We start from the raw sequence: 26,755 nt of genomic DNA, 5'->3' as shown, positions 1-26,755 counted from the left end.
GGTCAGGGGGAAAAATCCGCCTGAGCGGTGACCTGGCGGCGGACGACGCGGAGAGTGCGGATGAAGGACAGTTCGTCGGGGTCGACATCGGCCTCGTCGGCAGCCCGGCTCATCAGACTGCGGATGGCGTAATGAGTGAGCAGGAATGCCCAGATCTCCTGACGGACCATGTCCGGCGATTTCGACCGCAGTATCCGGGCGTTACCGCGTTGATGCGTCTTGATCTCGTTGAAAACGGACTCGATCTCCCACCGCTGGTGATAGCACCAGGCCAGTTCGGCGGCAGTGGCTTCCGATGGTTCCGGAATAGTGGTGGCCAAGCAGATCACTTCGCCGGTACCGTTGCCCTCCCGGTCGGGTACTTCGTATTCCACAACCCGGACCCGGAATCCCTGCTCGGGGCTGACGGTCTTCCCGGCGGCGGCGTCGGCGATCACCTGTCGGCGTCGTCCGGCGCGGACCTGAGGGTTCAGCAGGATCGAGTCGAAGGAGCCGTCGGAAAGCCATTTCAGCACGGGCAGCTCGACCCCGGAGCCGATCCTCCAGAGCAGGTCGGCGCCAGTGTCGAGGAAATCCTCCCAGAGCGAGTAGCTGTAGAAGTTCCGATCGGCGGTGACCAGCATCCCGGCCTCGACCGAGCCGAGCAACGATCGGGACAAGGCTTTCTCGTCACCGCGGTAGCCACTGATCACGGCATCGACGATCGCATGCGACCCGCATTCGGCCAACGCCACCACCAACGCCTGGGGGAACCCACTTGCTTTGTGGTCGTTTCCGCTCTTGCCGAACTCCGCGACATTCTCCGGCGTGTCCTGGAGATCGAGCATGACACCGTCCACGGCCATGACCCGCCGCGACCTCAGCCATGCCCCATGGGCACCCGGCCCGGCGACCGGCACCGCGACCCGCTCGAACAACACGCGCAACGGCTCGGACCCGAGACGCTGCCGTGCCTGCGCCACCGCCGAGGTCGACGGAACATGCCATTCACCGCGCCACGACCCCATCGACTTCAACGACTTCAACGAGCCGACGAGTTTCCGCATGACCTCCTCGTAGTCGTCGTCGAAGAACAGGCACATCGCTTGACAGAACCGCACCATCACATGCGCCGGAAGCAGACGCGTCCGCTGCTCGCGTTTCCCGGTCTCGTCCAGGACCTCCTCGATCAAGTCCCGCGAAACCACCTCGGCCAGAACACCGAGCGAAACCCGGTCGACAAGCCGGACATCTTCGCCGACCGCAACCGACGCTTTCTTCTGCCCAGCACGCGCCATGGCTGAATTCTACCGTAAGGACACTAACTTAGCGGCATTGGGCCATACCGAGACGGACGGCTGTACGGGGAATTCATCTACGAGACTCTGACAGCTGGCGCGTCGACGAGGTGGAAGCATCCGCGCTGATCACCCCCGAGCAGGCACGCACCATCCTGGCCCCGTACCTCGCCGAGAGCCCGCTCAGCGAGATCGAAGAAGGGTTGAAGCTTTTCGAGAATGGTCCCCGCTAGTTCACGGCAAAGTTCGGCGCCGACAACTGCCATCCGAACGCAGCCTCGGAGACTTGATGACGGAGATGCCACACGATGGGTACATCGACATTCACGCGCACTTCACCACTCCAGCAACCGAGGACCAATCAAGGCGCGCCTGGCAAAAGATGCTCAGCCAGGGAATCTATCTTCCCGAACCGTTCGAATGGTCCCTGGACCGAACACTGGAGTACATGAACCTATCAGGTACTGCCATGCAATTCCTGAGCAACATACCAGCCAGCCGAGCAGCGTTACAGGCTTCTAACGACTACGGCGCAACGATCGTGGCGCGACATCCGACCCGGTTCGGCCTGCTCGCCGCACTGCCGACCAACAATCCGGCCGCCGCCCTCGACGAGGCCGTCCGCGGACGAGTCGCCCTCGGCGCCAGCGGATTCGCTGTCACAGCGAATTACAGCGGCACACACCTCGGAATCGATGACCTCTTTCCACTGTGGGAGCAGCTCAATGATTGGGGTTCCGTCGTCCTCGTCCACCCCGACGGCCGGCAGGCTCCAACGTTAGATCATCCGGCACCACTTTACGAGGTAGCCTTCGAAACCGCCAGAACTGTGTTCGACATGATGTTTCGCAGAGTGTTCTTCCAGTTCCCGAATATAAACACAATGGACCCACCCGAGGCCATCGCGCCCTGCTCGACCGCGTTCCGGGCCTCACCACGGTCAGCGCTCACCCATACCTACTCGCACTCGGACGGCCGACACCACGACCGATCCGCCCACCACAACCGCACACAACCGATGCCACAACGCACAATTTCGGACACGACCACTTCGAGATCAGGCGAACATCCGCTCATGCCGCAATGCGGTTGTCGTGCGGTGCCGTTCGGGTCACGTGGTCGTTGCGATGCGCGGTCTTCCAGGGGCACGGAGGTCGGACGGACGATGACGAGCTGGTTGGCGATCACCGTCCGGTGGAGGTGCGGTCAGGAGTCGAGGTGATCACCCATGACGTCGATGAGAAGGTTCCCTGCAGTTCTGGCAGTCAGGTCAGCGTGCGGTCGAGGAAGATGGCGTGTGCTCGGTCGGGTAAGTCCCTGCCAGGCGGAGCCAGTCGGCGTAGCAGCCCGCTCGATCAGGCTCCACAGCCCTGCTGAGCCCGGTTCGAGGCGGTCGAGCAGCCGGTTCAGGTCGTCGGCAAGTTCGCCGTCCGACGGCGGTCCGAACGACGGCGACCACAACGAGACCTCCCGGCCGCCCAGGAACGCCCCTGCGCCCGTCTCCACGGCGAAGGACTGTTCGACACCGAGCAGGTGGGTGACAGGGGCGGCACTGCCGCCCCTGTCACCCGAGAGCCGAAACGATGCACAGGTTCCCACCACGTCATTCCCGCGCGACCACGCGCAACTGCGAGGAGCCGGACCGGGGTACCGCCGGGCGCGGCGCTAGCCATGCCCACACCGGGCGTTCGTGCCGCCATCACCGACCCGGTCACAGTGGCGGCGACTGCGTACGCGGGCAGTGGTACGCACCCGGTCGGTACCCCGTGCCCGACGGTCCTCGGCCGTGATCTCGTCGATACGGGCTGCCGGTGCCGGACGGTGTCGACGAACTACGGGTAGCGCTGTGCATCGAGTGGGCGATACAGGTGGCGAGTGCCTTGCTGCGCAGACCGGTGTGGAGCGGAGTCCCGTGAAGATCAGGCTTATCGCCGACCAGGCGATCGGTGAGACCGACCAACGTGATGTCGACGGGTTGGGTTTCGACGTCTACGCCAGGGTCCTGGCCTCGGCGGCGACCGACACGCGGGGCCCGTTCACCATCGGCGTGTTCGGCGAGTGGGGCACCGGCAAGACCAGCCTGATACGCATGGTCGAGCGGAACCTCTCCGCCGACGAGAACGTGGTGACCGTATGGTTCAACGCCTGGCGCTACGAGCAGGAGGAGCACCCGATCGTGCCGCTCGTCGGCACGATCGTGCGGGCTCTGGAGGAACACGCCGGACTGAGCGGGCGGTTCGGGGAAGCCGGACGGCGGCTGGTCCGGTCGTTGCGGGCGATCGCGTACGGGTTCTCGGCCAAGTCGAAGGTCCAGGTGCCCGGCTTCGCCGAGTTCGAGGCGTCGTTCGTCGCCAAGGACATGATCGACCGCAACGCGAAGCTCACCCCGGATCCGCTGCTGGACCGGAGTCTCTACTTCGGGGCCTTCAACAGCCTGGAGAACGTGAAGCTGCGCGAAGACCTGCGGGTGATCATCCTGATCGACGACCTGGACCGCTGCTTCCCGGACCAGGCCATCCGGCTGCTGGAGAGCATCAAGCTGGTGTTGGCCCAGCCAGGGTTCATCTTCGTCCTGGGAGTGGCCCGCAAGGTCGTCGAGGGATACCTCCAGCACCGCTACTCGTCCGAGTACGGCATCGCGGACTTCAAGGGCGAGCTCTACCTGGACAAGATCGTCCAGCTGCCCTTCCACATCCCGCCGTCCACCAACCGGATGGCCGAGTTCTGCCGCACGCTGCTGGCCGACCAGCCGGCGGACCTGGTCGCCGAACTCCAACCGGTACTGCCTTCCGTGGCCGACGCCCTCGGCGGCAACCCGCGCGCGGTGATCCGGTTCATCAACAACATCCTGATCGACCACGCCATCAGCTCCGCCCTCCCGGAATCCGGCGAAGGCGGGATCCCGATCCGCTACTTCGCCGTGTCCCGCTGCCTGGAGCACCGCTGGCCGGACGTCTTCGAAGCCTTGACCACCTCCGACCAGTTGGCGGACGACGTCGCGAACTGGACTCCGGAAAGCTACGCGGACAAGGCCCTGGGCTCCGGGACCGACTCGCTGGTCGCCACCAAACTCGTCTCCGACCGCGAACTCCGACAACTGCTCACCGGAGCACAGGGCAGGGACTGGCTCACCGACCCCGTTCTCCGGCAGGCAAGCGTCAGCTTCCTGGTCACCCGCCAACGCCTCTCCAGGCTCGACACCTCCGAAATTCGCATCCGCTACGACGCCTTCGTCTCCTTCCCCGACGAAGACCGCCCCATCGTCATCGAGATCGTGGAACGACTCACCGAAGCCGGAGTGCGCGTCTACTTCGACGAACACATTCCCCTCGGCGCCCGGTGGGAGGAAGCCCTCAACACCAGCCTCGACCAGGCCGACACCCTGTTGTACTGCGTGGGCAAGACGACCGGCGCCGCCACCGGCCAACTACTGGAATACGACACCGTGACCAGCCGGCCGGGCTTCTCGATCATCCCCGTCATCCTTCCCGGTGCCAACACCGAGACCCTCCCGGATGCCCTCCGTTCACGACAATGGCTCGACTTCCGGACAGGCGTGACCGACAGCGGCATGAAGAGGTTGATCTCGACACTCCACTCGAAAAGCCGACGCGGCTGAAATAACGCAGCCGTCACCCCGCGCCATCTCGTCAACGACCCGCCCAAGGACGCGGGCAGAAGAACCTTGATGTCCTCCATCGCGGCGGACCGCGCGAGCCAGGGCAGGCAAGCCGACCTGACGGCCGGCCAAGTCAGTGCACTTCCTTGCTCTCCGAAGCCATCCGCTACTCGACCCGCCAGAGATTCCACGACGGCACAAACGCACGCTCATGCCGCGATCGGCCTGGTGCTCGTGGTGTCGTCGTGGCGCGACCGTGGTGGGTCATGGACCTTTCGAACCTTGACGATGTCGTGCTGCGCCTTGCCGCCTCCGCCTACCTGGGCCGCTACACCGGGACCTCCCGCTCCCACACCGAATCCGACCTGCGCCTGTTCCTGAGCTGGTGCACCGAGCGCGACCTAGCCCCGCTGGGGTTGGGGCGGGCGCAGGTGGAGCTGTACGTGCGCTGGATGCAGGAAGTCCGCCGATTCAAACCCTCCACCGTGTCCCGCCGCATGGCCGTGGTCTCCGGGTTCTACCGCACCTGCGTCATCGACGCCGTGCTCCACCACTCACCCGCCGACTACGTCCGCCGACCCCACGTCCCCAACGAGTCACCCGTGCTCGGACTGTCGCACCTGCAGTTCGAGGCACTGCTCGCCGCCGCGCGGGAGTCGGCCAACCGGTTCGACTTCGCCCTGGTCGCCATGCTGGGGCTGCTCGGGCTGCGGGTGTCCGAGGCCGGGCCCGGCGACGTGCAGGACCTCTGCGAGGAACACGGACACCGCGTCCTGCTCGTCCACGGCAAGGGCGGCAGGGAAACCCTCGTCCCGTTACCGCCCGCGGTCGGCAGGGCGATCGAACGCGCCGTCGACAACCGTGCGGCCGGGCCGATCCTGCTCAACCGGCGAGCACGACGGATGGATCGCCACTGTGCCACCCGCCGCCTTCAACACCTCGCCAAGACCGCCATCGTGCGGCTGCCGAAATTGCACCCGCACCTGCTGCGGCACACCTACGTCACCACCATGCTCGACGCCGGAGTCGACCTCCGCGACGTCCAGATCGCCGCACGCCACGCCGACCCCAGAACCACCATGCGCTACGACCGCGCCCGCAAGAACCTCGACCGCCACCCCAACTACATCCTCGCCGCATACATGGCCTCAGCCACCTGAACCCGACAACACACGGTTATGCCGATGACCGCGTGTTGCGTGGTGCAACGTAGTGGATTGTCGGGACGATGTGGGGGTATCGGTGTCGTGAATGTGGGGGGTTCGTGGTGGGTGGGTCGGCTCGGCGGGTGTTTCTCAGTCATACCTCCGAGCTGCGGAAATACCCTGTGGGTGGGTCGTTCGTGGATGCGGTGGAGAAGGCCGTGCTGCGGGTGCGGGTGGCCGCCCCGGTGCGCGGCCCGAACGGCGACGTGGTGGCCGCCGTCTCCGTGGTGGTGCCGATCGAGACCCGCACCGACACCGTGCTGCCCGCCGTGCGGGCCGGTGGCCGGGCTATTTCACGCGCGCTGGGCCGGCGCACGCCGTAGCGGGACCACCGACGTCCGCGCGGCGGCGAGGGCGGCGAACTCGGCCTGCTGCTCCGGGGTCATGAGGTTCTTGGGCAGCGGGACGGCCTGCGACTTGGTGAACATCAGGTACCAGACGTCGGGCTTCTCCACGACCCGCGCCAACGTCTCCCAGTGGTACCGCATCTGGGCCAGCGGGTACGAGATGCTCATCCACTGGTCGTCAATCACCAGGTTGAACGCGGCCCGAGTGGCGGACCACTGCGCCTCCAGCGCCTGGGCCGCCGTGACCCGCCCGATGCGGAACACCAGCAGGGGGCCGAGGATCACACAGACGACCCCCACCACCTTGTCGATCGTCGTCACGGTCAGCATGGCGACGCCCAGCGCGACGAGCACCGCGCCCAGCACGTAGAGCCGGTTGAGCTGCGGACGGAGCAGGAACTGGGTCGTGCGCTTGAACAGGCGCTCGTCATACGGCACCGTGATCGTCATGGACACCGGCACACCTTAATACGAATAACGTTCGCGGCTGCCAGGGCGAGCGCATCCCCCGCCTGTACGGGTTCCAGCCCTCCGATCAGCTCGCCCACTGCCACGAGACGGGGGTGGTCAGTGGGCAAGCGTGGACCCGCACCCAAGCCCACGTCGCTGCGCGTGCTGCACGGTGACCGCCCCGACCGGATCAACACCCGCGAGCCGGTCCCACCCGATGCCGAGGTCGAACCGCCGGACTGGCTGTCCGACTCGGCCCGCGCGATCTGGGACCGGCTCGCCCCCGGACTGGTCGCCCGCAAGGTCCTGACCGTCTGGGACGCCGACGCCTTCGCCATCCTGTGCCAGGCGCTGGCCCGATACCGCGAGGCCACCACCCTGCTCAACAGCTCGGCCCTGCTCGTGCAGGGATCGGGCGGGCTGGTGAAGAACCCAACCACCACCCTCGGCACCGCCAACGACCTCGCCCTCCGACTACACGCCACAGGCGACCACCGGGCCGCGCGCGATCTCGACGAGGACACCCTGGCGCGCTACCGCCGCGTGCTGGGCGAGGACCACCCCACCCTGCGGACGGGGCGCAATCTCGTCTCGGTTCTCCGCGACCTTGATCAGCACGACCAAGCCGACGCACTACAAACATGGATCGACAACACCGCCAAATCGCGACGATCATGGACCAATCGCAGACCGGCAAGCACCACAGGACCATCTTGTTCGCGTCATCACGAACATCCGGTCATGCCGCTTAGCGCGCTGCACCGAAGCATCAACTTCACGAAGCCCGCTGTGATGGCGTCAACTGCTGACCGCTCCACCTGCGACGATGCGCCCAGTGGTCGCGGTGTGGTCGCGCTCGGCGCACGCTCGTGTTCCGCGTCCAACCTCTGGACGAGGAACACGAAAGAAGGTCGTGATGAGCAGCAATCCTCAACGCGGGCGCGTGTACCGGCGATGCGGCTGCCGGGACACCTCCGGCAGGCAGCTCGGCGCACAGTGCCCCAAGCTGGCCAACAGCCGGCACGGACGGTGGACCTTCGCCGTCGACATGCCATCCCTGGACGGACGGCGCAAGACCAAGCGGCGCGGCGGGTTTGTCTCCAAGACGGAGGCGCAGACTGCGCTGGGCACGGTACTGGAGTACGAACGCACCGGCATCGTCACCGACGACAAGCAGACCGTCGCCGCCTACCTGACCGACTGGCTGCGCGACAAGTCGTTGGCGCTCAAGCCGACGACCGCGGCCCTCTATCGCGACTACGTCACCAAGGACCTGATCCCCGGGCTGGGCACGGTCCGTCTCGACGCGCTCAACCACCACCACGTCATGATGTTCATCGGCGACCAACTCGACCGAGGACGAGGCAAGACCACCCTGAGGCGATGCGTAGCCACACTGTCGAGCGCGCTCACCGACGCCGTCCGGCAACGACGACTCCCCCACAACCCCGCCCGTTACGCCGTCGTCCCCCGTCCGCCCAAGTACGAACCCGCATGCTGGTCGCCTATCGAGGCGGCGCGATTCCTGCGCTACTGCCACAACCAGGACGACCCGCTCGCGGACCTGTTCGAAGTCGTCATCGGCACCGGCCTACGCAAAGGCGAGGCACTCGCCCTGCACTGGGACGACATCAGCCTCACCGACCACGTCGCCTTCATCCGCTACACACTCACCAACGTCAACAACACCAAGCCGGTCCTGACCGCCCCCAAGACCAAGAGCAGCCGAGCCTGGATCGGCCTGTCCGACCGCGTCGTCGCCGCCCTGCGCAACCAACTCATCCGACAACCTGGACGCGAGTTCGTCTTCAGCCGACGCGACGGCAAGCCACTACGACCCGAGTACGTGCTCCACCACTTCCACCAACTCGCCGCGACCGCGGGCCTGCCGAAAACCCGAGTCCACGACCTGAGGCACTTCGCCGCGACCACCATGCTCAACTCGAACGTCCCGCTCGCCGTGATCTCCCGAGCGATGCGCCACTCGAACCTCGCGACCACAACCGACGTCTACGGACACCTACTGCGCCACGTCGCACACGACGCCGCCGATGTCATCGCCAACGCCCTCGACACAGCCGACGCCGCACGCAGGGTCGAAGGAGACCACACCGCGATCACATAAGCCCCAAACGAAACCAGCGGGTTCACCATCATGGTGAACCCGCTGGTCACAGCCGTCGGGACGACAGGATTTGAACCTGCGACCCCTTGACCCCCAGTCGCAGAACGACTGAGCGACGTGCTCGGGCCTGTTCTTCCAGGTCGTGGCCTAGTGTACTAGGCCGAGTAAAGGTGTCCACGACTCGAGTCTTTCCGATCTGGACATCCACTCGATCCAACGGTACCTCTCCGTACTAGCGACGCTGCCTGTTGACAGCGGCATTCTCAGACAACCTGATCATGTTGTGCGTCCTCACCGGAAGCGGGGCTTCCAGCGCTGCTCGACTTCGTGGTGGTCGACGAGGCCCAAAACTACAAGTTGCGACCCTCGCTGGAAGCGGGCTCCCAGCGCTGCGGAAACCATGTCCGCCCCGTCCTCGAACGGCACATAGTTGCGATCCTCGCTGGAAGCGGGCTCCCAGCGCTGCCAGATCGTCGACCAAGCGCTCGTCGAGGCCGACCGGGTTGCGATCCTCGCTGGAAGCGGGCTCCCAGCGCTGCGCTCACCAAGTGCCCCGGGTACCCGGCCAAGAGCCCGTTGCGATCCTCGCTGGAAGCGGGCTCCCAGCGCTGCAGCACGTCGCCACCGGGGCACCATCGCGTTCGGCGTTGCGATCCTCGCTGGAAGCGGGCTCCCAGCGCTGCCAGCCGGCGGGCGTGCCCGAAGGCCGGCGAGTCGTCGTTGCGATCCTCGCTGGAAGCGGGCTCCCAGCGCTGCGAGCGTCACCGCGATCGACCACGTCCGCGACGGCAGCGTTGCGATCCTCGCTGGAAGCGGGCTCCCAGCGCTGCCCTGGATGACCAGGGAAAACTGCCCTGTCGCGAAGTGACCTCGCTTAAGGTCCCAATATCCGGGATAACACGCCGACGTTGGCCTCGGAACGTACCGGCGTGTCTGGTCACGCTTGAGGTTCCGAAGCGCATCGCTCCAGTTCCGTAACTCGCATGTTCCACGGTGGGGATTGCCCAAGTCCCGGCCACACTCTCACGCCCAGATCAGCCCCAGCATCGAGGTACGACGGGCCTTGCTTCGGGCGGTCCGGGTGTCTCCGCTCGGGTACAGGATTTCACGAGGCCCGCCGCAGGACTGACTGTTCGACGGGGAGGCGTTTGTTGGGCTCGATGTTGCATCTCCGGGATATCATCGAGGGCACCGTTCCACGTTATCGCGACGAGGTGGGGAGCCAGCCCGGATTTCGCTGCGCTCGGTACGACGCAGGGAGCCGGTGTGTGGATCCCGGAAAGCATGATGTCGCCGAGCGGCGCTACTTCCATAGATCAGGTCGGTCGGGTTCACCACCGCCATCGTGGGTGACGCCATGACCTGCGTCGGCCAGAGCATGGTCACCGACGCAGTTCGCGTGATGCACGGCCAGGCTGTGCCGCAGAGGCGGAGCCTCTCACCCGTCGGTGGGCACTGTTGCGCTATGGGCTCCGCTCCGGCGGGAGTCCGCCTAGGGTGGTCCGGTGCCGTTCGCAGTGTGGATCGAACTCGATGACCCGGACTCGACACCGTCCGACGAGATGGTTCGCGCGCAGCGTCCGCAGGCCATCCTCGATTTGATCGAGTCTGGTGGCGTTGACGAGGTCCCGGAGGCGGACGCGCACCCGCAGGACGAGGACGAAGCGCTCGGCCTGCTCGACGTGCGGGTGCTGACCCACCCCCGCGGTGCCAGGGTCGGCGTGGTCGTCGACACCGAGGAGCTGGACAGGTCGCTCGGTCTGGGGCTTGACCTGGCTCGGATGCTGGCGGGTTCGCCGGTGTTGTTCGGTTGGCGGCTGACGTCGGTGCACAGCGACCGGGTCACGGCGCCCCTGGAGCCGGGCGTGGGGCTGCCGCGCCTGGACGAGGAGACCGCCCGATTCCCCGTCTTCGAACACCTGCCCGACGAACTCCAACAGTTGGCCGCCCAGTACCTGCTGGTGGGCGCCGCCGCGAGCATCGTGGCCCCGGTGGGCGGGCATCACCGCACTGTCGACGCGGTCGAGGTCGTCGCGGGTTCCGCGGAGCATCCGTGGGGTCGGGAGTTGGCCGGTGCGTTGGGCGGTCTCCTGGTCGCGGCGTGCCGGGCGGAGACGACCCAGCACCCGCTCGTCGCCCGCGGTGGCGGGGATGCCGGGTTGGCCGAAGCGCTGCTGGAGGTGGTGCGCGCCGACGCGGCCGAGACCGGGACGGGCTTCGAGGATGATCGGATGCGTGGCTTTTCGCTCGTCGAGGACTTCATGTCCGAGCACGGCCTGTTGTGGAATCGCAGCGATGGCGAGCTCACGCCCGAGGCGGACGAGGCGTGGTCCCGCCGTCAGTTGCGGTCGCTGTTGTGGGCCGGGGTGCGGGTGTTGGCGACGTTGGGGAAGGACACGCTGCCCGCCGCGGAGACGCCGTGGGTGTGGTTGGCGGAGTTGGACAGCGACGACATCGACGACGCGGTCGACGGGTTCGCCGAGCTGGACGTCGAGGCGTTCGAGGAGGCCGCCGAGCATGCCGAGGACGAGCTGTACGCCGCGACGCAGGCGCACGTGCTGGCGCGGCTGGCTTTGCTGCACCCGGACCTGCTCGACACCAAGGCAACTGCCGAGTTGATGAGCGGCTCCTCAGCGTACGAGCCGTTGCACCACCTCGGCATGCAGATCCTGCTGTCGCTGGGCAGCGCCCGGGTGGAGCAGGTTGTGCGCTCGTCGTCCGGTTCGGTGAAGGCGGCGGCCGAGCAGGTGCTGACGGTGCTGCGCGCCGTCGACTCGGAGGATGACGACGCCTACGACGATTTCCACCGCGTGCTCGAAGACCTGTTGCCGGCGGTCGTCAAGCCGTCGGCGGCACGCTGCAGCACCACCCGCGTCTTCCTGGACCTGCTCGACGCGGCCGCTCGTGCCGCGGGGGACGAGGACGCCGCGAAGGCCGCCCGGTACCTGGTGGACTTCCCGGCGGAGTTGGCGTGCGTGATCGTGAGTGTGTCCGATGACGACACGGTCGAGCAGGTGCTTCGGAGGCGGGTGCTGGCCGCCGTGACCGCGTTGGACCCCACGGCGGCGGGCCGCTACGCCGCGGATCTTCCCGCGCTGCGCAGCTGCGACCCGCGTGACGAGCCCGCTCTCCGTTCCGAGGCCACCGGGTGGTGGGCTGCCCCGCGTCTGAGCGTCGTATCGAGCCCGTCGCTGGTCCAGGCAGCGTTGGAAGGCTGCCCTGAACCGGGGGCAACCCTCCTACGGACGCTAGGTCCACCCGAGGAGGTAGAGGGTCTCTCGTTGGCCGGATTGAGCACCGGGAAGCTGGTGGTGGCGGTTGTCCAGGCGGTCTCGGCGTTGAGCGTCGCGGCCCGTGATCCCGAACTGCCGAATGACATCCTGTTGTAGCCGCGGCCCACAGCGCGCGTGAGGCGGCTACGCGCCCTGGGGCTACCGGGGCTCGGTATCGTAGCGGCGGGGAGCCCGACGTCGGACCGCAGCCGAGCGACGGGCCAGCCTCAGCATGTGGGCGGTGCGGGCGTGGACCGCCAGTTCCCGACGCAGGTCCGGCGGCAACTGGCCCTCGGGGTCCACCTCGCGTTCGAACCGCTCCAGCATCGCCTGGGTCGCGTTGGCCGTGCGGACACGGCGGTCGATGGTCCTGGCCCACGACTCGTGCGCCGCCGCACGGGCCCTCAACCGCCGGTCCGCGTCACCGGTTCCGCGCTGGTCAGACATTCTCACCGATCCCCATCCGTGTCTGGGACTCCTGGGCTCGTTCGGCCGCGGCGCTCGCGCCGTAGTGGCGCGGCATGTCCTCCGACTCCCACCCCAGCAACAACATCAGGTCACCGGTGTCTCCCCCGGCCCGCTTCCACTCGTGCGCGAAGTTGTGCCGCCACCGATGCGCGTGCACCCCCGCCACACCGGCCGCGCGACCGCGTCGCTTGAGCATGAGCTTGATCCCGTTGGGCGCCAACGCCCGACGACCCCGCTCCGCCAGCCACAGGTCCGGCAACCCGGCGGCGACGTGACGGTCGCGGGCCCGAAGGTAGCGACTCAACGCCCGGCCCGTCCGAGGCCCGAACCGGACCCGCCGTTCCTTGCCGCCCTTGCCCCGGTACACCACCGTGTCCCGGTCCAGGTCGACGTCCTCTAGTCGGAGATCGCCCACTTCGGACAGACGCGCTCCGGTGTTGTAGTACAGCCGGATGATCGCCTCGTCGCGCAGGTGCACGAACTCCTTGCCCTTGCATGTGGCCAGTACCCGCCCGGTGTCCTCGTCACGGATGACCGGTATCAGCCGCCTGGTCACCTTCGGCTGCCGCACCCGCTCCATCGGCGACCGCTCGATCTCCTCCTCGTCCAACCACAACCACTTGAAGAACTGCTGCAACCCCTTGTGCTTGTTCAACGCCGTCGCCGCCGACCGCGACTCGATCATCCACACCTGGAACAACTCCACATGCCCCCGCCGCACCTCCACCGGGTCCTCCGCCGCCGCGACACACTCCAGGTCCGTCACGGCCTCGTCAGCGAGGAACCGGGCCAACTGCGACACTGCCAGCAGGTAGTTGTACCGCGTCGTCTCCGGCCGATTCGCCGACCGCAACGACCGGTCCCAGTCCCTCATGAACCCGGCCCACGACCGCGGCAACCCCCGGGTCAACCGCTCCAACTCACCCCACACGACACAACCCGCCAACCGCAACGACCGCGTCCACACTGACGGCTGTCCCTCGACCAAGTCGGGCGGACCACGTTCCCGAGGTCATCGACACCACCACTTCCGTAGACGGGGCGTGGTCGAGTGTCGGCCGCAAGCCGCAGATCACGAAGGTCGACGGGCCGAAAACCCGGAAGCCCACCAGCCGGAAGCAGCACCACGGCGGCACCCAGGCAGCACAGCCTAGCCACCGATCGAACATCAGGTGCCGCGTGTCCGACCCATTTGTCGCCAAGTTCAGGGAGGTTCGCGGCACTTCATTGGTCACACCTTCATAGAGCAGCGCGGGCGTTGCGATCCTCGCCAGGAGGCTCCAGCGCTGCAGGAGCGTCTTGGCGCACCGACCGTTGCAGTCGCAGTTGCAATCCTCGCTGGGACGCAGGTCCCAGCGCTGCGGGCACCAGGGCGACGAGATCGTGCCGGACAACAAGTTGCGATACTCGCTGGGATACAAGTCCCAGCGCTGCCCTGGCCGACCAGCTAACACGTGGTTGCAGATCGTGTCCGACCAGCGTATGTCCCCGAGCGTGGAACGACACGCCGGTGTCTGCTTGGGAACCTCTCGGCGTGTCGCGTCATGCTTGTGGTTCCCAAGCAGATCGGCAGCTGTAGAGCTTGGCTCGGGATCAGACGATCCAGTCGCCGGTGTGAGGGATGTCGACCACCGCGCCGAGGTGTCTGGCGGTCTGAAAGGTGCCTCGGTCGAGGTGGTAGATGCGCACGGAATCGAGTTCGGTGTCGATGGTGGATTGAAGGCGTGCTTTGAGGTGGGGTCGGTGGGCCGGAGTGCAGGTGTCCTCGAAGACGGACTTCTGGACGCGGTGTCCGACCCCTTCGGAGATCTTGGCCACTTGTCGCAGTCGTCGTTCGCCTTCGGGTGTGGTGGAGTCGACGTCGTAGGTGACGAGAAGTTCCATCAGGCCACGGTCCAGGGGATGTAGGTGTCGGCGGTTCCGCGCAGGTGGCGGGCGAGGAGCCGTGCCTGGACCAGCGGGAGCAGAGCGGCGGAGATGTCGCCGTCGAAGGCAGCGTCGGATCAGGACTGCTGCTGTGAAACCCGACTCCTGCACCGGTGTGGTGCAGGAGTCGGGGATGCGCGCCGCAGGCACTCTTGAGTTGCCATGGAGCAGGTGAACAGTCAAGTCGCGGCGTTCCAGGCAGCTCCGAGGCGCGGCGTTGCTCTCGGTACGCGAAGTTGTCGAGTCCCCATGGATGGCGGGACTATCGATCGGTTACTCGACTATTGACGTCCGGGTGACGCCAGAGTGTTCGGTGTCGGCAAGCTTGATCTTGTAGTCGCCGATGTTTCGCGGCGTCGTCGTGAGGGAGCTGACGGTGATGTCGCTGAAGAGTTGGCTGGCGCGGGCTTTGCCGTAGGCGTCGTCGTGGGTGAAAACGTGGAGACCTTTGACGTCCATCTCGCCGCGACCGCTGGCCCGGTCGTGTTCGAAGAGGTTGGTGAGGGTCTTCCAGAGTACGTCGAGGTCTTCGGGGGTGACGTGGGTGTCGATGCCTCGGGGTGCGCTGTAGTGGAGGTGGACCCGGTAAAGTCCGTAATGGACTGTCCATTTGGTTCCCATCTCTGTGGATTCGCCGCCTTCGGTGATGTCTTTCTCCGTGGTCTGGGTGATGCGGGTGATGCCGTGGCCTTGGACGAGGACGCGGTCGATGCTGCGGGCGAAGGTGAGTTGGAGTGGGCCTCGGATTCGGCCGGCGTTGCCGGTGCCGGTGCTGACGACGCCGCCGAACATGCGGATGTCGAAGAACTCGTTGCACAGCCAGTCTTGAACGGTGCGGCGTTGGTCGGGGGTGGTCTTCTTGGTGACGGGGGTGTCGGTGGCGGTGAAGCCACGGAGGATGTTGGTGTTGAGGGCGGTGTCGGCTTCGACGAATATCTTGTAGCGGGCCTCGTCCGGGCGCAGGAGGGGGATCTGGTCGCGGATCTTGCGTTTGAGGCTGACATCGGTGACGAGGCCTTGGCCGGTTTCGACGTCGACGCGGGGTTGGTTGCCTGCGTCGGGGTCGCCGTTTGGGTTGCCGTCGAGGACGTCGAAGAGCAGGACGGCGTCGTGGCGGCGGGTCGGGTCGAGGTGTGGTTCGGTCATGGTTGCTCCTGGGGTGGTCATTCGGCGGGGACGGGGATGAGTCCGGTGTCGTCGGCGGTGTCCTGTGTGGCCTGTTTGTGTGCGGCGGCGCTGGCGAAGTGGTGGTTGCGTTGGTCCGCGTAGCCGTTGAACCATGAGCACTGTTGGGCGATGTCGAGGGTGACCGGGACCGGCTTGAGGCGTCCGACGATGTGGTCGCGTTGCTTGACCAGTGCGGTCGCGGTGGCGTCCCGGTCGCGGGTGACCAGTTTTTTCAGGTGCGCCTGGGATCCGCGCAGCAGGTCCGGAATGACGCGGGCGGGGCTGGTGGAGGCTGCGGTGAGGTAGCGGTCGGTCAGGGTGGTGTTGAGTTTCTTCTTGCCGTCCAGGGTGCTAGCGGCGTACTGAAGGGATTCCAGGACGGCGAAGAGACGGCCCGCAAGGTAGGCGGTGTCGTTGTTGGTGTCGTCGAGTGCCAACGGGATCTGCTTTCGTGGGTTGAAGGTTCGGGTGGTGACCAGTCGCAGCAGGGCCAGGCGTGGGGTGTCCAGTCGTCGGTCGGCGCGTAGTCGTTGTACGAGGTGGGTCGCGATGGTGACGGGTAGCGGTGTGGTGCGGAGTGCTGCGGTGAGCAGGTCGCGTTGCGCGGAGATCGGCCGGCGGGCGCCGGGGTCACCCAGGGGGAGGTAGGAGTTTGTGCGGGTGTCCCAGCGGCCGAGCGCGAGCAGGAGTCGATACAGGGAGACGTGCTCCAGTTGTCCGGTCCACGGGTTGATGACGGCGTGGTCGCGGAACCACCGTGCGACGGCGCGCTCGGCTGCGGGCAGTGGGATGTCGATCCAGTCGCGGAGGATCAGCCTGGTCTTGTTGGCCGACGCTGCGACGGCGCAGAACATGCCGGTGCCGGTCTCCTCGTGTGGGTGGCCGTGGCGGGGGCTGTCCAGTACGCCGCCGATGCGTTTGACCAGTTGTCGGGGGTCGGCGACGGGTGTGCTGTCCTCCGGTGGCAGTGCCGCGAGCAGCCCCTCGATCGCCTGGGCGTCCGGGTCGAAGACGTGGCGGATGGGCGCTTCGGTGCCGGGCTGGGCTTCGATCAGCCACCAGGTGAGGGCGGTGTCGCCGACGCGGCGGGTGTGGTCGCGGTGTCGGAGGAGGTGGCCGAGCGCGGCGACGCTGCATTCGGCGCAGGTGGCGCAGATCGGCGCGTGGGTCAGTTGGGTGCTGAGTTCGTAGCCGAGCGCGGGCTTGTTCATGCTGGCCAGCGTGACGGCGGACGGCTGGGGCCGGTTCTTGCTGCGGCTGTCGGGATCGTGTCCGATGCTGGGGATCAGGCCTGCGGTGACCTGTCGCGGGAATGTGTCGACCAGTCGTCCGGGTTCGCCGCACACACTGCACAGCCCGATCTCGCCGCTGCTCTTGCGGTCTTGGGCGACGGTGGTCCAGTGGTCGAGTGCTGCCGGCGACCGGTGCACGGGCGTGCGGTCGACGCGGAACATCACGAGGTCACTGTTCGTGTACTTCGCGGGCCGGGACAGTTGTTGTGGACCGTCGGCGGTGAGGAAGGCCGCCAGCGCGTGGGCACCCCTGTCGTGCGGGCAGGTGTCGGACCAGGTCGTCACGAGGTCGGTGAAGGCATCGTGGCAGGTCTGGGCGCGCAGGGTCTCCTTGTGCGGCGGCTCCGTGCCGGTCGGCGTCGGATTGGTCCAGCCGAGCGCGTTCTTGAGGTCGTCGCACGCGAGCAGGGGTTGTGGGCCCGTGCCGGAGCGTTGGAGTTTCGGCACGAGTTCGCGTCTGCCGTTGCGGCGGGCGGGCTCGTCGGGGACTGCCAGGTCGACGAGGTTGCCGAGCGGGTTGCCGTGGACGTCGAGGTCTAGCATCCACCGCACCGCGCTCCAGGTGTAGTAGGGCGGTGGCATCTCGTCGTTGTTCTGGGCGAAGGCGCGGAGGCGTCGCAGGTACACGCGATCACCCGGCCGGGGAGATCGCTGTGGCGGGGTCTGCTGCGACCAGTGCGTCGCGGGAGGGGTCGTGGATTCCGTCCTTCGGCACCGCGAGGGTCCCGTTGTCCAGGCGGGCGGTGAACCACAGCGAGCGGGGAGTGCCGGTGGAGCGGTCGATGCTCAGCAGCATCACCCCGAGGTCTTCGTTGTGGACGATGGGTGTGTCGCCGGGGTCTGGGGAACGGAAGTCGGTGGCGGAGAACTCGCGGCAGCCCAGGTAGGGGTGGCTGAAGCTCGCTCCGCGTTCGACACGCCGCTCGAACTGGGAGAGGTACTTGCGGAATCCTTCGTTCGCGCGAGGACGCAGACGGATGTCGGCGTGGATGCGGTAGGCGACGTCGCGCAGCGCCAGGGTGAACCGTTGGTCCCGGTCAGCGGAAGCGTCGTAGTGGAACTGCTTGCCCTGCTTGAGGATCGTGGACAGGGCGGGAGGGTTGGCGGTCTCGTTGCGGCGGATGCGGAACCACTGGATCTTGCGCAGCACTTCGATGCGGCGAACGACGTAGTCGAACTCCGGCTTCCAGAACACCGACTCCAGCACGCCGACGGCCGCGCTGGGGGTCATCACCGGGTAGCTGATCCGTTCGGCTTTCGATTCGGGTCTGGTGAAGCAGGCGTAGTCGCCGGTGACGACGAGGGTCACCGGCGCGTCGGTGGTCTCGTTCCTGCGTGGTCTGGTCACGACTTCTCCGAGGTCAGGTCGATGCCGAAGTGGGGGTGGTACGGGCCGGTCCACCGGTGGAGGTTGCCGGCGAGAGGTACGAGGCGGTTGTCCGACAGTGCGGTGCGCGGCACCGTCGCCAGGAACGGCTGGAGGCGGCGCATCTCGGTGGCGCTGACCGGATTCCCGGCTTTGAGTGCGGTGACGACGCGGTCCGCGCGGGTGCGCTGCACGGGATCTTTGGCGGGGGTGTAGTCGACGAGGACGGGCACGGTGTCGTCGGCGATCATGCGGAACAGCTCGGCCGTCCGCACGAAGTCCCACTCCTCGCGGGCCGTGACCACCGCATGGCCCAACGCCTCCGGGCCCAGCGACTCGTAGAGCGCCGGGAAGTATCTCCGGAGCGCGGCAAGGTCGTCCGGTTGTGCGCGGCCGGGCCCGAAGTGGATACGGGTCTCGTGCAGCGGCAACTCGTACGTCGGCGGCCGGCCGGGCTCCCGGGGGTCGAACACGACCACCAAGCCGCCCTCGTGGCCGAGGCGACCGTCCCGATTGCAGCGGCCCGCCGCCTGCAACAGGGCCTCGGCGGGCGCCATCGCCCGGTACAGCAACGGGAAGTCCAGGTCCACCCCGGCTTCGATGAGCTGGGTCGACGCGACCAGGACGTCCACGTCCTCCGCCAGGAACTTCCGGATGTCCTTGATGACATCCAATCGGTGGCGTGAGCACATGCGGGTCGACAGATGCCGAAGCTGCACCTCCGAGGCGAGGGATCCGGTCTCGGACATCGCTTCCCACTGCCGGAACACCGTGCGAGCGTGGTCGGTGGTGTTCACCACGACCAGTGCCCGTCGGTTCTCCGCCACTTCCCGGGCGACCTCCGTCAGACTCGGTCGTGCCTCGGTCCACCAGCGGTACCGCACCCGGCGCAGTCCCGTGTACAGCTCCTCCACGTTGTCCACGAGATCGACCGGCTCCCTGCCTTCGAGCACGGGAAGATCCCAGAACTCCGGTTGCGTCGCCGACACCAGCAGTACCGTCACGTCGAAGTGCTCGACCAACTGGCGCAGCATCAGCAGCACCGGCTCAAGCAGGTGGACCGGCAACGCCTGAACCTCGTCGATCACGATCACCGATCCGGCCAAGCGGTGGAGCTTGCGCATCCGGCCGGGATGCCGGTCATGCAGGGATTCCAGCAGTTGCACGGTCGTGGTCACGATGAACTCGGCGTCCCAGTTCTCCGCAGCCAGGCGCTGCCATCGCGCGGAGCGCCCCCGATGTCCATGCGCCGCCCGCTGTCGCACGGCATCCAGGTCGACGCCGCTGTGGTGCTCAAGGACAACCTGGCCGGTCCTGTCGGGGTCCAACAGGGTGCGGTACTCCTCGGCGACCTGGTCGGTCACCGACAAGTACGGCACGGCCACGATCACCCGACGCAGGCCGTGCTTCTTCGCGTGGTGAAGGCCGAATCCTGCCATCGCGTACGTCTTGCCGAACCCGGTGGGGACCCCGAGCCGGAAGAACCCTTGCGGCAGCGAGGCCGTTCGCACGGAATCCTGGTAGACCCGTTCACGCGGCCCGTCCACCAAAGCCGCTGCGGGGCGTTGGTCCAGCGCCTTCCTGCGGCCTGCCTCGAAACGGCCCAGCAGCACCTCGACGCCAGGGGAACACAGGGCCGTGTCGACCTCGGCGTCCTGCGGCCGGAAGTGCTGCGCGGTGTCGAGGAAGTCCGCGTCCACCAGCGCCGAGAACACCATGCGCAGCAGCAACTCCCCCGCCGACTCGTTCTTGCGTGCCCACTCGGGCAGCTCGGGCCGTGACGGCACCCCCAGCTGCGGCACCAGCGCCGCCATCCTGTCCAGCGCCTGTTTCTCGGCAGCATGGTTACTCTTGGGACTGGTCAGGAATCTCTGCAGCTCCACAGGTGTGGTCAACCCGCCATGATGGCCGTGCACCGCCATCGCCCACCGCCACAACCCCAACCGGACAGCGAACCTCGTCCCCGCCGCCTTGTGATCGATGTTCACCCGTGCCTGCGTCCTCGCGGCGACCCGTAACCCTTGCTGCCAAACGTCGGCTGCCTTGCCCAGGTCGTGCAGTACCCCCAACCACCACCCCAACGCCGCCGCGCCGAACACCCCCGCGAACTCCCCCGCCAAGCGGGCGACGTTCACCAGGTGCTCGGTCAAGTCGTGCGGCGTACCGGACTTGTTCTCGCTGTGCGCGTACAGATCGTTCTCGTCGATCGACACGGCCCTGTCCTACTCCCCACCCCCGACAAAAACCGACGCTCCCCCCGTCCTCGGACGGAAACCGAGCCAGATGTCACCCGATCGAGTGACGGGCGACCTACTCACTACGAAAATTGCGGACCAATAGAATTGGCGGGCAACACGACCAGGAACCGGACACGCCCCGGGCCCGGCGGGCCCGGTGCGCGATCCCCGAGGGCCAGCGGCACCGGGAGAAGTGGCGGCTGGCGCTGGACATGCTCGACGAGATCGTCGACGACTGGGGACTGCCCCGCCGGCCGGTCGTCGCGGACGCCGGCTACGGCGACGCCTCCGGGTTCCGGCAGGGGCTGACCGACCGCGGCCTGACCTACGTCCTGGCGGTGAATCCGATCGCCACCGCGCACCCGGCCGGGGCGTCCCCGGTGACGCCCGCCTACAACGGTGTCGGCCGTCGGCCGGTGCCGCGCTACCCCGACCCACCGACCGATCTGAAGACCCTGGTCATGGACGTGGGTCGGTCGGCGGGCCGGTTCGTGGTCTGGCGCCACGGCTCCCACAAGAGCGCGGGCAACCCCACCGGCCGGATGCGGTCCCGCTTCTTGGCGCTGCGGATCCGACCCGCCAACCGGCACATCCCCAAAGACCCGGACGGCAACCTGCCCGAGTGCTGGCTGCTCGCCGAATGGCCCACCGGCGCGGCCGAGCCCACCGACTACTGGCTCTCCACCCTGCCCGCCGACATCCGCCTGAGGGACCTGGTGAAACTGGCCAAGATGCGGTGGCGCATCGAGCACGACCACCGCGTACTCAAGGACGGCCTGGGCCTGGACCACTTCGAAGGCCGCTCCTGGACCGGCTGGCACCGCCACGTCACGCTGGCCTCGGTCGCCCAGGCCGTCTGCACGAAGCTGCGCCGCACCCCAAAAGCCCCTGCGCAGGCCTGACCCTCTACGCCGTCCTGCGCCAACTCCAACGATTACTCGCCGCCTGGACCGGCATCTGCCACACCTACCGACAACCCGTCCAGACCGCTGATCCGCTGGAAGCCCGCCCTCAACGCCTTCGTCATCGGCGGCCGCCTGGCCGCCGGACGCAGCCGATCCTCCTCAATCTCGAGTCACACCGCTCGTTCGGCTCTCGCCCCCTGACCTGACCGCGTCGAGGGCCTGTGGGCGTCAGGCGTTGTGGGCGGGTGGGATCGACTGGGGGAAGCGGAAGAAGTCGTCCGGATCCGCGGTAACCTTGATGCGTTGCAGTCTGGGGTGATTGTCGCCGTGGTAGGCGATGAGCCAGTCGGCCAGCTCAGGGTCCATGCCGTTGGTGTAGCCGCCGGTGCCCAGGTGGGGTTGCATGGTGGCGTGCACCTCGCGCAGCCAGGTCAGGCGCTGGTCGACGTGGTCGGGTTCGGTGGTCTGGTCCCAGTAGGAGTGGTACTGCGCCACGCCGATCGCCGTGCGGTGCGGGAAGGCCGTCGTGGTCGGTGCGACGTCGGAGACCGCGCCGCCGAGAGCCTCGATGAGCAGCCCGCCGGCTCCACGGCACTCGGGCATCCTGTCGACGGCGTCGGCGAGGTCCTGTGCCGCCGAAGGGATGATCGGGGTACGGACGATGTGGGACTTGGCGGCGAAGGCGACCCGTGCCCCCCAGGTGCCGCCGCCCCACCGTTCGGCTTCCGAAGCGGCCTGCACGTAGCCGGTCGGCACGAGGGTCCGCTGGGTCTCGGGTAGGCCGATCGCGGCGACCATCCGGTCCAGTACCGGGTGCAGTTCGGCGGGGGTGCCGATGAACGTGCCGGTCACGGCGGGTGGTGCGGGGCTGCCGCGGTCGCTGAGCAGTTCGACCACGCTGCGGATCTCACGTGGTGTGGTCGGCTCGGTGTGCCAGGCGGTCCATCCTCGGACCAAGGCGGGCAGGTCGTGTTCCGGCCAGGTGAGCAGGAACGTGGTGAAGGAGAGGTTCCTGGTGTCGACGGTGGTGAACTCCAGATCGGTGACGACGCCGAAGTTGCCGCCGCCACCGCCGCGCAGCGCCTACCTCGTGGATCCGAAGACGCCGATCGTCGATCCGGCCGGCTGGACCGGGAAGCACACGAGACTTTCCTGCACCTGACCCCCGCGCCGGTGATTGCCTACGACGAGAACGGCCAGCCCGCCACGGTCACCCACAGCGAGCGGCTCACCGAGATCACCCGCCGGGCACGGTTCATCGCCGTCAGCGACACACTCACCCGAGCCGTCGCCGCACTCCTCGTCCGAGAGGGTGTGCGCGCAGAGGTAGGACACGTACAGGTCCAGCCCGCCGCCGAAGGCGACGAACAAGTCCTCGGACTCCACATCACCATCAACAATGCCCACGCCGTCGTACCGATCCGCCCCGGCACCCCGCAACTACGCGCCTACCCCGCGATTGACCACATCGACCTGACCGGACACCAACCCCTCCTCACCATCGACCTTCCGCACGAGGCGATCGGTCAGGACGGTTGGATAGCCGCCGAAACGATCACGACCGCCCTGATCGAACGGTTGCACCCGCCGATCCCATGAGCGCACGGGCCGCTACCGGCCGAGCGCGCGGCGCGGCATCCTGAAGGTCACCCGCACCAACGTGATCACCAACGCCACCCCAAGCTGCTCACTGAGGCGATGGATCATGTGGGGTGAGGCCCGCCGACGTCGCGGGTGCCGCCACGCGGTCGTTCTCTACCAGCCGCCAAATCCGCCGCTCCATCGCGGAGCTCGGGATGTGCCGCAGGGCCGACGCCCACAGGTGGCGGCGCTCGCCACAGGGGTGTGGCTTTACGGGCGATACAGCCCGCCCGTGTCCGCTCGCCATCACCGACGAGTGCCGGAGAGGTTTGCGGCGGTGAGGTCCGCGTGGGTGAGGTCCACGCGGGTGAGGTCCGCGCGGGCGAGGTCCGCGCGGGTGAGGTCCGCGCGGGTGAGGTCCGCGCGGGCGAGGTCCGCGTTGATGAGGTTCGCGCCGGCGAGGTTCGCGTCGACGAGGTATGCCCCGGCGAGGTCCGCGCCGTTGCGGTATCTGTCAACGAGGTCCGCGTTGGCGAGCTTCGCGGCGGAGAGGTCGGTGTTGGCGAGGTTCGCGCCAGCAAGGTCAGCGAGGGTGAGGTCAGCGTTGGCGAGGTTCGCGCCGGTGAGGTCCGCGCGAGCGAGGTTTGCGCGCGCCAGACAAGTCTCGGCCAGGTTGATCCGGGTGCGCTGGTCCTGGTCGGTCGCGCGGCGACCGAGAACGGTCAATGCGGCCTGGACATCCACCGCGGGCTGCTGCGCGCAGGGCTCGAACCCGCTGGCAGGCGTGGGTGTGTGCGCGGTGGAGGGAACGGGAGCGGGCCGGCGTGGCGCGGTGCCGCGGACGAACGCGGACAGGGCTGCGATCACGGTGGGCTGGTCGCGGGGCGAGTCGCGGGCCAGTCGTTCCAGCGCGTAGATCCCGCCCAGCCGCGCCTGGAGATGGTCCGGGCCGGTCCGGTCGAGCTGGTCGACGGCCTTGGTGAACCGGTCGGTCAACTGGCCCTGCTCCGTGACCGCGTTCTGCGCCCGGGTGGCCTGCAACGCCAGGCCGGTGAACACCACGCCTGCCCCGGCTGCCAGCGCGGCCAGCACCGCCGCGAACGCCGTCCAATTCCAGGCCCGGCCCCGGATTGATCGCGGTTTCCGGTCGACCGGGTTGAGCAGACGCGCCAGCCGGACGACCCTGGGCGGCGGGGACGGCAGTGCCCGCCGGAGACGGGGGGTGCGATAGGCGCTCATCCCGCAAGCCTTGCACCACATCCGGCTGGCACCGCCGCCTGGGCCCGACGGCGTCGCCTGGCCGCAGCCGGTTATGTGGATGTTGCGAAACCCGCGTCGGACGCGGGCCGGGGTGAGCCTGGCGGGTTCGACAGGGCGTTCCCAGGGGTGGTGCAGGTCGGCGACCAGCGGGCGGGCCAGGCGGAGCTGAGTGTGGGCGGCGAGGATCAGCCAGGTCCAGCGGTCGGCGGCCTCGGGCGAACGCAGCCGGGGCCGGGTCCAGCCGAGGGTCTGCTTGAGCATTCGGAAGGTGTGTTCGACGTCGAAGCGCCGCAGGAACATCTGCGGGTGGCGGTCGACCTGGGCGGCGTCGGCGTCGGTGCCGGAGCACCACAGCCAGACCGGTTTGTTCACCCCGCCGCTGGGCAGGTGTTCGACGGTCAGGCGGGTGACTGTGCCTTCGATGATCGGAAGTGGTCCACTGTGGTCGATCCAGGCGTTGCGGTGGGTCAGTCGTGGGTGCAGGCGGTTCCAGGCTTGTGCGGTGGCGGTGCCGTAGAGGCGGGTGTCGGTGCGGGTCAGCACGTCTTCGGCGCCCCAGCTGGTCGGGTCGCCGAAGGCGAACTCGCTGCCGTGCTTGGGGAAGCGTCCGCCCAGCGGATTGTGGATCCGGGGTGGGGTCGGGCGGCGCAGCACCCGGTCCGACCGCATCCGTCCCAGCACCCGCACCGGCAGGTCACCGAGCAGATGGGCGATGCGGGGCGCGTCGTAGCCGGCGTCGAACCACCAGGATCTCCGGATCGCCCTGCTTCCACTGACCGGCGGCGATCAGTCGTTCGACCACCCCGCGCATTTGGGCGACGGTCACGGCGGCGACGTCCGCGCCGGGCGGCAACCGGGCCGCGTCCAGCAGTGCGGTCCACGACGTGCCGCCGGTCTCCAGCGCGGCCACGAACGAGTACGGCCATCCCGGGATCATGCGGTGCTCACCTTTGCCGCGCCCGTAGACGTGGCAGAACGACCGGTCCGGGCAGGTCGCGCCGTCCGGTCGCAACCATGGTGGGAGGTCGACCGCGAGCACCAGGCGGCCGTCGGCCGCCCGCGGTAACGGCATCCCGGCCAGCGCGTTGCGCAACCGGTCGACCTCGATGCGGCCGTTGTTGACCGCGTCGTAGAGCCGGCTACGACCGCCACGACCCGACCGGTCGCGGGACCGGCAACTCGCGCAACGGCGTCCGGTCGAAGACCGTGTTGACCGATGTCGGTCCGGTAGAGATCGATGTGCCACGGGACCGCAACGCGGAGTTCGAGCCGCGGATCGTGGCCAAGCGGCAGAAACGGCTGGCCGGCGTGGACGAGATGGTGGTCTCGTTGTCCGCCAGGGGGTTGACCACCGGGAGATCTCGGCGCATCTGGCGGAGGTCTACGGGGCCGAGGTGTCCCGGCAGACCATTTCCACGATTACCGACAAGGTCGTCGAGGGCATGGTCGAGCGGCACAACCGGCCCGTCTACATGGCCATGGCGGTGACCGTCGAAGGTCACCGGGACATCCTCGGCCTCTGGGCCGGGGACGGCGGTGAAGGCGCGAAGTACTGGCTCCATGTGCTCCCCGAGCTGCGCAACCGCGGTGTCGGGGACGTGTTGATGGTTGTCTGCGACGGACTGGCCGGGCTGCCGGACGCGGTCACCACCGTGTGGCCGCGCACGGTGGTGCAGACCTGCGTCGTACATTTGTTGCGTAACAGCTTCCGCTACGCCGCCCTGCGGTCGGGCAGCACGTCGACCCGGCGGTGGGTGACCGCGTCGATCAGCACGGTCGCGTAGCGGCGACCACGCCGCAGGGCGTATTCGTCGGCCCCGAGCACCTCCACCGCCCCGATCGGCGGATCGGGGCGGGCGTGTACCAACCGCAGCAGCGTACTTCGACTGGTCGGCAGTCCGAGTCCCGCAGCCAGGCGTGCTCCGGTCCGGCCCGCCACTGCCAATCCGATGCGCTCCAACGCGGTGCGCGACGACAGGGTGCGCCGCGCGTGCCCGACAGTCAGACCGTCGACCTGCCCGGCGAACGTCCCCACCTCGCAGCCCGAGTCACCGCAGAAGAACCGGCGCACCCGTAATCGCAGCACCACCGGCCAACCTGCCACCGGAGAGTCGTCCAGCTTCCGGTCGTAGCGGCTGTGCACCCGACCCGACCGCGCACCGCAGGACGGGCAAGACGCGGTCCGCACCTTCGTACACGCCCAGACCCGCACGCCCGAGGAGGTCCGCTCGACCCGCTCCACCAGCACACCGGCAAGG

General features: G+C 67.7%; 20 protein-coding genes, 4 pseudogenes and 1 CRISPR repeat array. Of the genes and pseudogenes, 10 read left to right on the top strand and 14 right to left on the bottom strand.

Features of this window, described 5'->3' with window-relative positions; genetic code table 11:
- Positions 1-2: 2 nt before the first annotated feature.
- Positions 3-1,277 (bottom strand): IS4 family transposase, encoded by a 1,275-nt coding sequence (locus BN6_RS09970; protein ID WP_015099465.1) that lies wholly within the window; start codon positions 1,275-1,277, stop codon positions 3-5.
- 289 nt (positions 1,278-1,566) lie between these two features.
- On the opposite strand from BN6_RS09970, the gene BN6_RS43415 reads away from it, so the two are divergent.
- From BN6_RS43415 to BN6_RS09950, 4 genes are all read left to right on the top strand, one after another.
- Entirely contained in the window at positions 1,567-2,499 is a 933-nt protein-coding gene (locus BN6_RS43415) for an amidohydrolase family protein (RefSeq protein WP_331712641.1), read from the top strand.
- A gap of 690 nt (positions 2,500-3,189) precedes the next feature.
- A complete protein-coding gene (locus BN6_RS09960) occupies positions 3,190-4,896 on the top strand; it encodes a P-loop NTPase fold protein (RefSeq protein WP_148302800.1) in 1,707 nt (568 codons plus the stop codon).
- Positions 4,897-5,162: 266 nt separating this feature from the next.
- The gene (locus BN6_RS09955) at positions 5,163-6,056 is read left to right on the top strand and encodes a tyrosine-type recombinase/integrase (protein ID WP_015099461.1); all 894 of its coding nucleotides are present in this window, start codon (positions 5,163-5,165) and stop codon (positions 6,054-6,056) included.
- 182 nt (positions 6,057-6,238) lie between these two features.
- Positions 6,239-6,424, top strand: coding sequence for an IclR family transcriptional regulator domain-containing protein (locus BN6_RS09950; RefSeq protein ID WP_231905169.1), 186 nt, complete (start codon positions 6,239-6,241; stop codon positions 6,422-6,424).
- Here BN6_RS09950 and BN6_RS09945 read toward each other — a convergent pair.
- Positions 6,395-6,898 carry a YcxB family protein gene (locus tag BN6_RS09945; RefSeq protein ID WP_015099459.1) on the bottom strand — a complete coding sequence of 168 codons (504 nt, stop codon included), beginning with the start codon at positions 6,896-6,898 and terminating at the stop codon, positions 6,395-6,397. The genes BN6_RS09950 and BN6_RS09945 overlap by 30 nt on opposite strands.
- Before the next feature lie 120 nt (positions 6,899-7,018).
- Between BN6_RS09945 and BN6_RS43410 the strand changes: the two are divergent.
- A pseudogene (locus BN6_RS43410) lies at positions 7,019-7,405 on the top strand (P27 family phage terminase small subunit); the annotation flags it as partial.
- Here BN6_RS43410 and BN6_RS46555 read toward each other — a convergent pair.
- On the bottom strand, positions 7,373-7,522 hold the full coding sequence (locus BN6_RS46555; protein WP_158509359.1) for a hypothetical protein: 150 nt from the start codon (positions 7,520-7,522) through the stop codon (positions 7,373-7,375). The pseudogene BN6_RS43410 and the gene BN6_RS46555 sit on opposite strands and share 33 nt — an antisense overlap.
- Before the next feature lie 292 nt (positions 7,523-7,814).
- On the opposite strand from BN6_RS46555, the gene BN6_RS09935 reads away from it, so the two are divergent.
- Positions 7,815-9,023, top strand: coding sequence for a site-specific integrase (locus BN6_RS09935; RefSeq protein ID WP_231905383.1), 1,209 nt, complete (start codon positions 7,815-7,817; stop codon positions 9,021-9,023).
- A 355-nt stretch (positions 9,024-9,378) separates the two neighbouring features.
- A CRISPR array of direct repeats spans positions 9,379-9,853; the repeat unit is 38 nt; unit sequence CGTTGCGATCCTCGCTGGAAGCGGGCTCCCAGCGCTGC.
- A gap of 675 nt (positions 9,854-10,528) precedes the next feature.
- Positions 10,529-12,412 carry a hypothetical protein gene (locus BN6_RS09930; protein WP_015099457.1) on the top strand — a complete coding sequence of 628 codons (1,884 nt, stop codon included), beginning with the start codon at positions 10,529-10,531 and terminating at the stop codon, positions 12,410-12,412.
- 42 nt (positions 12,413-12,454) lie between these two features.
- Here the strand turns inward: BN6_RS09930 and BN6_RS09925 are convergent, their stop codons facing one another.
- The 7 genes from BN6_RS09925 to BN6_RS09895 all read right to left on the bottom strand — a co-directional run bounded on the left by BN6_RS09925 (position 12,455) and on the right by BN6_RS09895 (position 20,727).
- Entirely contained in the window at positions 12,455-12,742 is a 288-nt protein-coding gene (locus BN6_RS09925) for a hypothetical protein (protein WP_015099456.1), read from the bottom strand.
- Positions 12,735-13,637: a tyrosine-type recombinase/integrase gene (locus BN6_RS09920; protein ID WP_051075959.1), complete on the bottom strand. Its 903-nt coding sequence runs from the start codon at positions 13,635-13,637 to the stop codon at positions 12,735-12,737. The genes BN6_RS09925 and BN6_RS09920 overlap by 8 nt, the downstream gene beginning before the upstream one ends.
- Before the next feature lie 719 nt (positions 13,638-14,356).
- Complete coding sequence (gene cas2 / locus BN6_RS09915) at positions 14,357-14,647, bottom strand: CRISPR-associated endonuclease Cas2 (RefSeq protein ID WP_015099453.1); 291 nt, start codon at positions 14,645-14,647, stop codon at positions 14,357-14,359.
- Positions 14,648-14,962: 315 nt separating this feature from the next.
- Complete coding sequence (cas7c, locus tag BN6_RS09910) at positions 14,963-15,835, bottom strand: type I-C CRISPR-associated protein Cas7/Csd2 (RefSeq protein WP_015099452.1); 873 nt, start codon at positions 15,833-15,835, stop codon at positions 14,963-14,965.
- A 17-nt stretch (positions 15,836-15,852) separates the two neighbouring features.
- Positions 15,853-17,775, bottom strand: coding sequence for a type I-C CRISPR-associated protein Cas8c/Csd1 (gene cas8c / locus BN6_RS09905; protein WP_015099451.1), 1,923 nt, complete (start codon positions 17,773-17,775; stop codon positions 15,853-15,855).
- A gap of 4 nt (positions 17,776-17,779) precedes the next feature.
- Entirely contained in the window at positions 17,780-18,496 is a 717-nt protein-coding gene (gene cas5c / locus BN6_RS09900; RefSeq protein ID WP_015099450.1) for a type I-C CRISPR-associated protein Cas5c, read from the bottom strand.
- Complete coding sequence (locus BN6_RS09895; RefSeq protein ID WP_015099449.1) at positions 18,493-20,727, bottom strand: CRISPR-associated helicase/endonuclease Cas3; 2,235 nt, start codon at positions 20,725-20,727, stop codon at positions 18,493-18,495. Before BN6_RS09895 ends, cas5c begins: the two co-directional genes overlap by 4 nt.
- Positions 20,728-20,891: 164 nt before the next feature.
- Between BN6_RS09895 and BN6_RS09890 the strand changes: the two are divergent.
- Positions 20,892-21,653, top strand: a pseudogene (locus tag BN6_RS09890) (IS701 family transposase); the annotation flags it as partial.
- A 231-nt stretch (positions 21,654-21,884) separates the two neighbouring features.
- Here BN6_RS09890 and BN6_RS09885 read toward each other — a convergent pair.
- Positions 21,885-22,613, bottom strand: a complete 729-nt coding sequence (locus BN6_RS09885; RefSeq protein WP_148302798.1) for a BBE domain-containing protein — start codon at positions 22,611-22,613, stop codon at positions 21,885-21,887.
- Positions 22,614-22,625: 12 nt separating this feature from the next.
- On the opposite strand from BN6_RS09885, the gene BN6_RS09880 reads away from it, so the two are divergent.
- A complete protein-coding gene (locus BN6_RS09880; protein ID WP_148302797.1) occupies positions 22,626-23,255 on the top strand; it encodes a hypothetical protein in 630 nt (209 codons plus the stop codon).
- Positions 23,256-23,543: 288 nt separating this feature from the next.
- On the opposite strand, the gene BN6_RS49945 is transcribed toward BN6_RS09880, so the two are convergent.
- A complete protein-coding gene (locus BN6_RS49945) occupies positions 23,544-24,476 on the bottom strand; it encodes a pentapeptide repeat-containing protein (RefSeq protein WP_197540312.1) in 933 nt (310 codons plus the stop codon).
- A gap of 252 nt (positions 24,477-24,728) precedes the next feature.
- Positions 24,729-25,743: pseudogene (locus BN6_RS49940) on the bottom strand (transposase); the annotation flags it as partial.
- Here BN6_RS49940 and BN6_RS48485 point away from each other — a divergent pair.
- Positions 25,635-26,218: pseudogene (locus BN6_RS48485) on the top strand (transposase); the annotation flags it as partial. The pseudogenes BN6_RS49940 and BN6_RS48485 overlap by 109 nt on opposite strands.
- Here BN6_RS48485 and BN6_RS09860 read toward each other — a convergent pair.
- Positions 26,209-26,685 carry a transposase family protein gene (locus tag BN6_RS09860; RefSeq protein WP_269454351.1) on the bottom strand — a complete coding sequence of 159 codons (477 nt, stop codon included), beginning with the start codon at positions 26,683-26,685 and terminating at the stop codon, positions 26,209-26,211. The pseudogene BN6_RS48485 and the gene BN6_RS09860 sit on opposite strands and share 10 nt — an antisense overlap.
- Positions 26,686-26,755 lie beyond the last annotated feature (70 nt).

Origin of the sequence: Saccharothrix espanaensis DSM 44229 (assembly GCF_000328705.1) — a bacterium.
GTDB lineage: Bacteria > Actinomycetota > Actinomycetes > Mycobacteriales > Pseudonocardiaceae > Actinosynnema > Actinosynnema espanaense.
The sequence above is the reverse complement of the archived record's forward strand: the minus strand, read 5'-3'. Positions and strand labels throughout refer to the sequence as shown.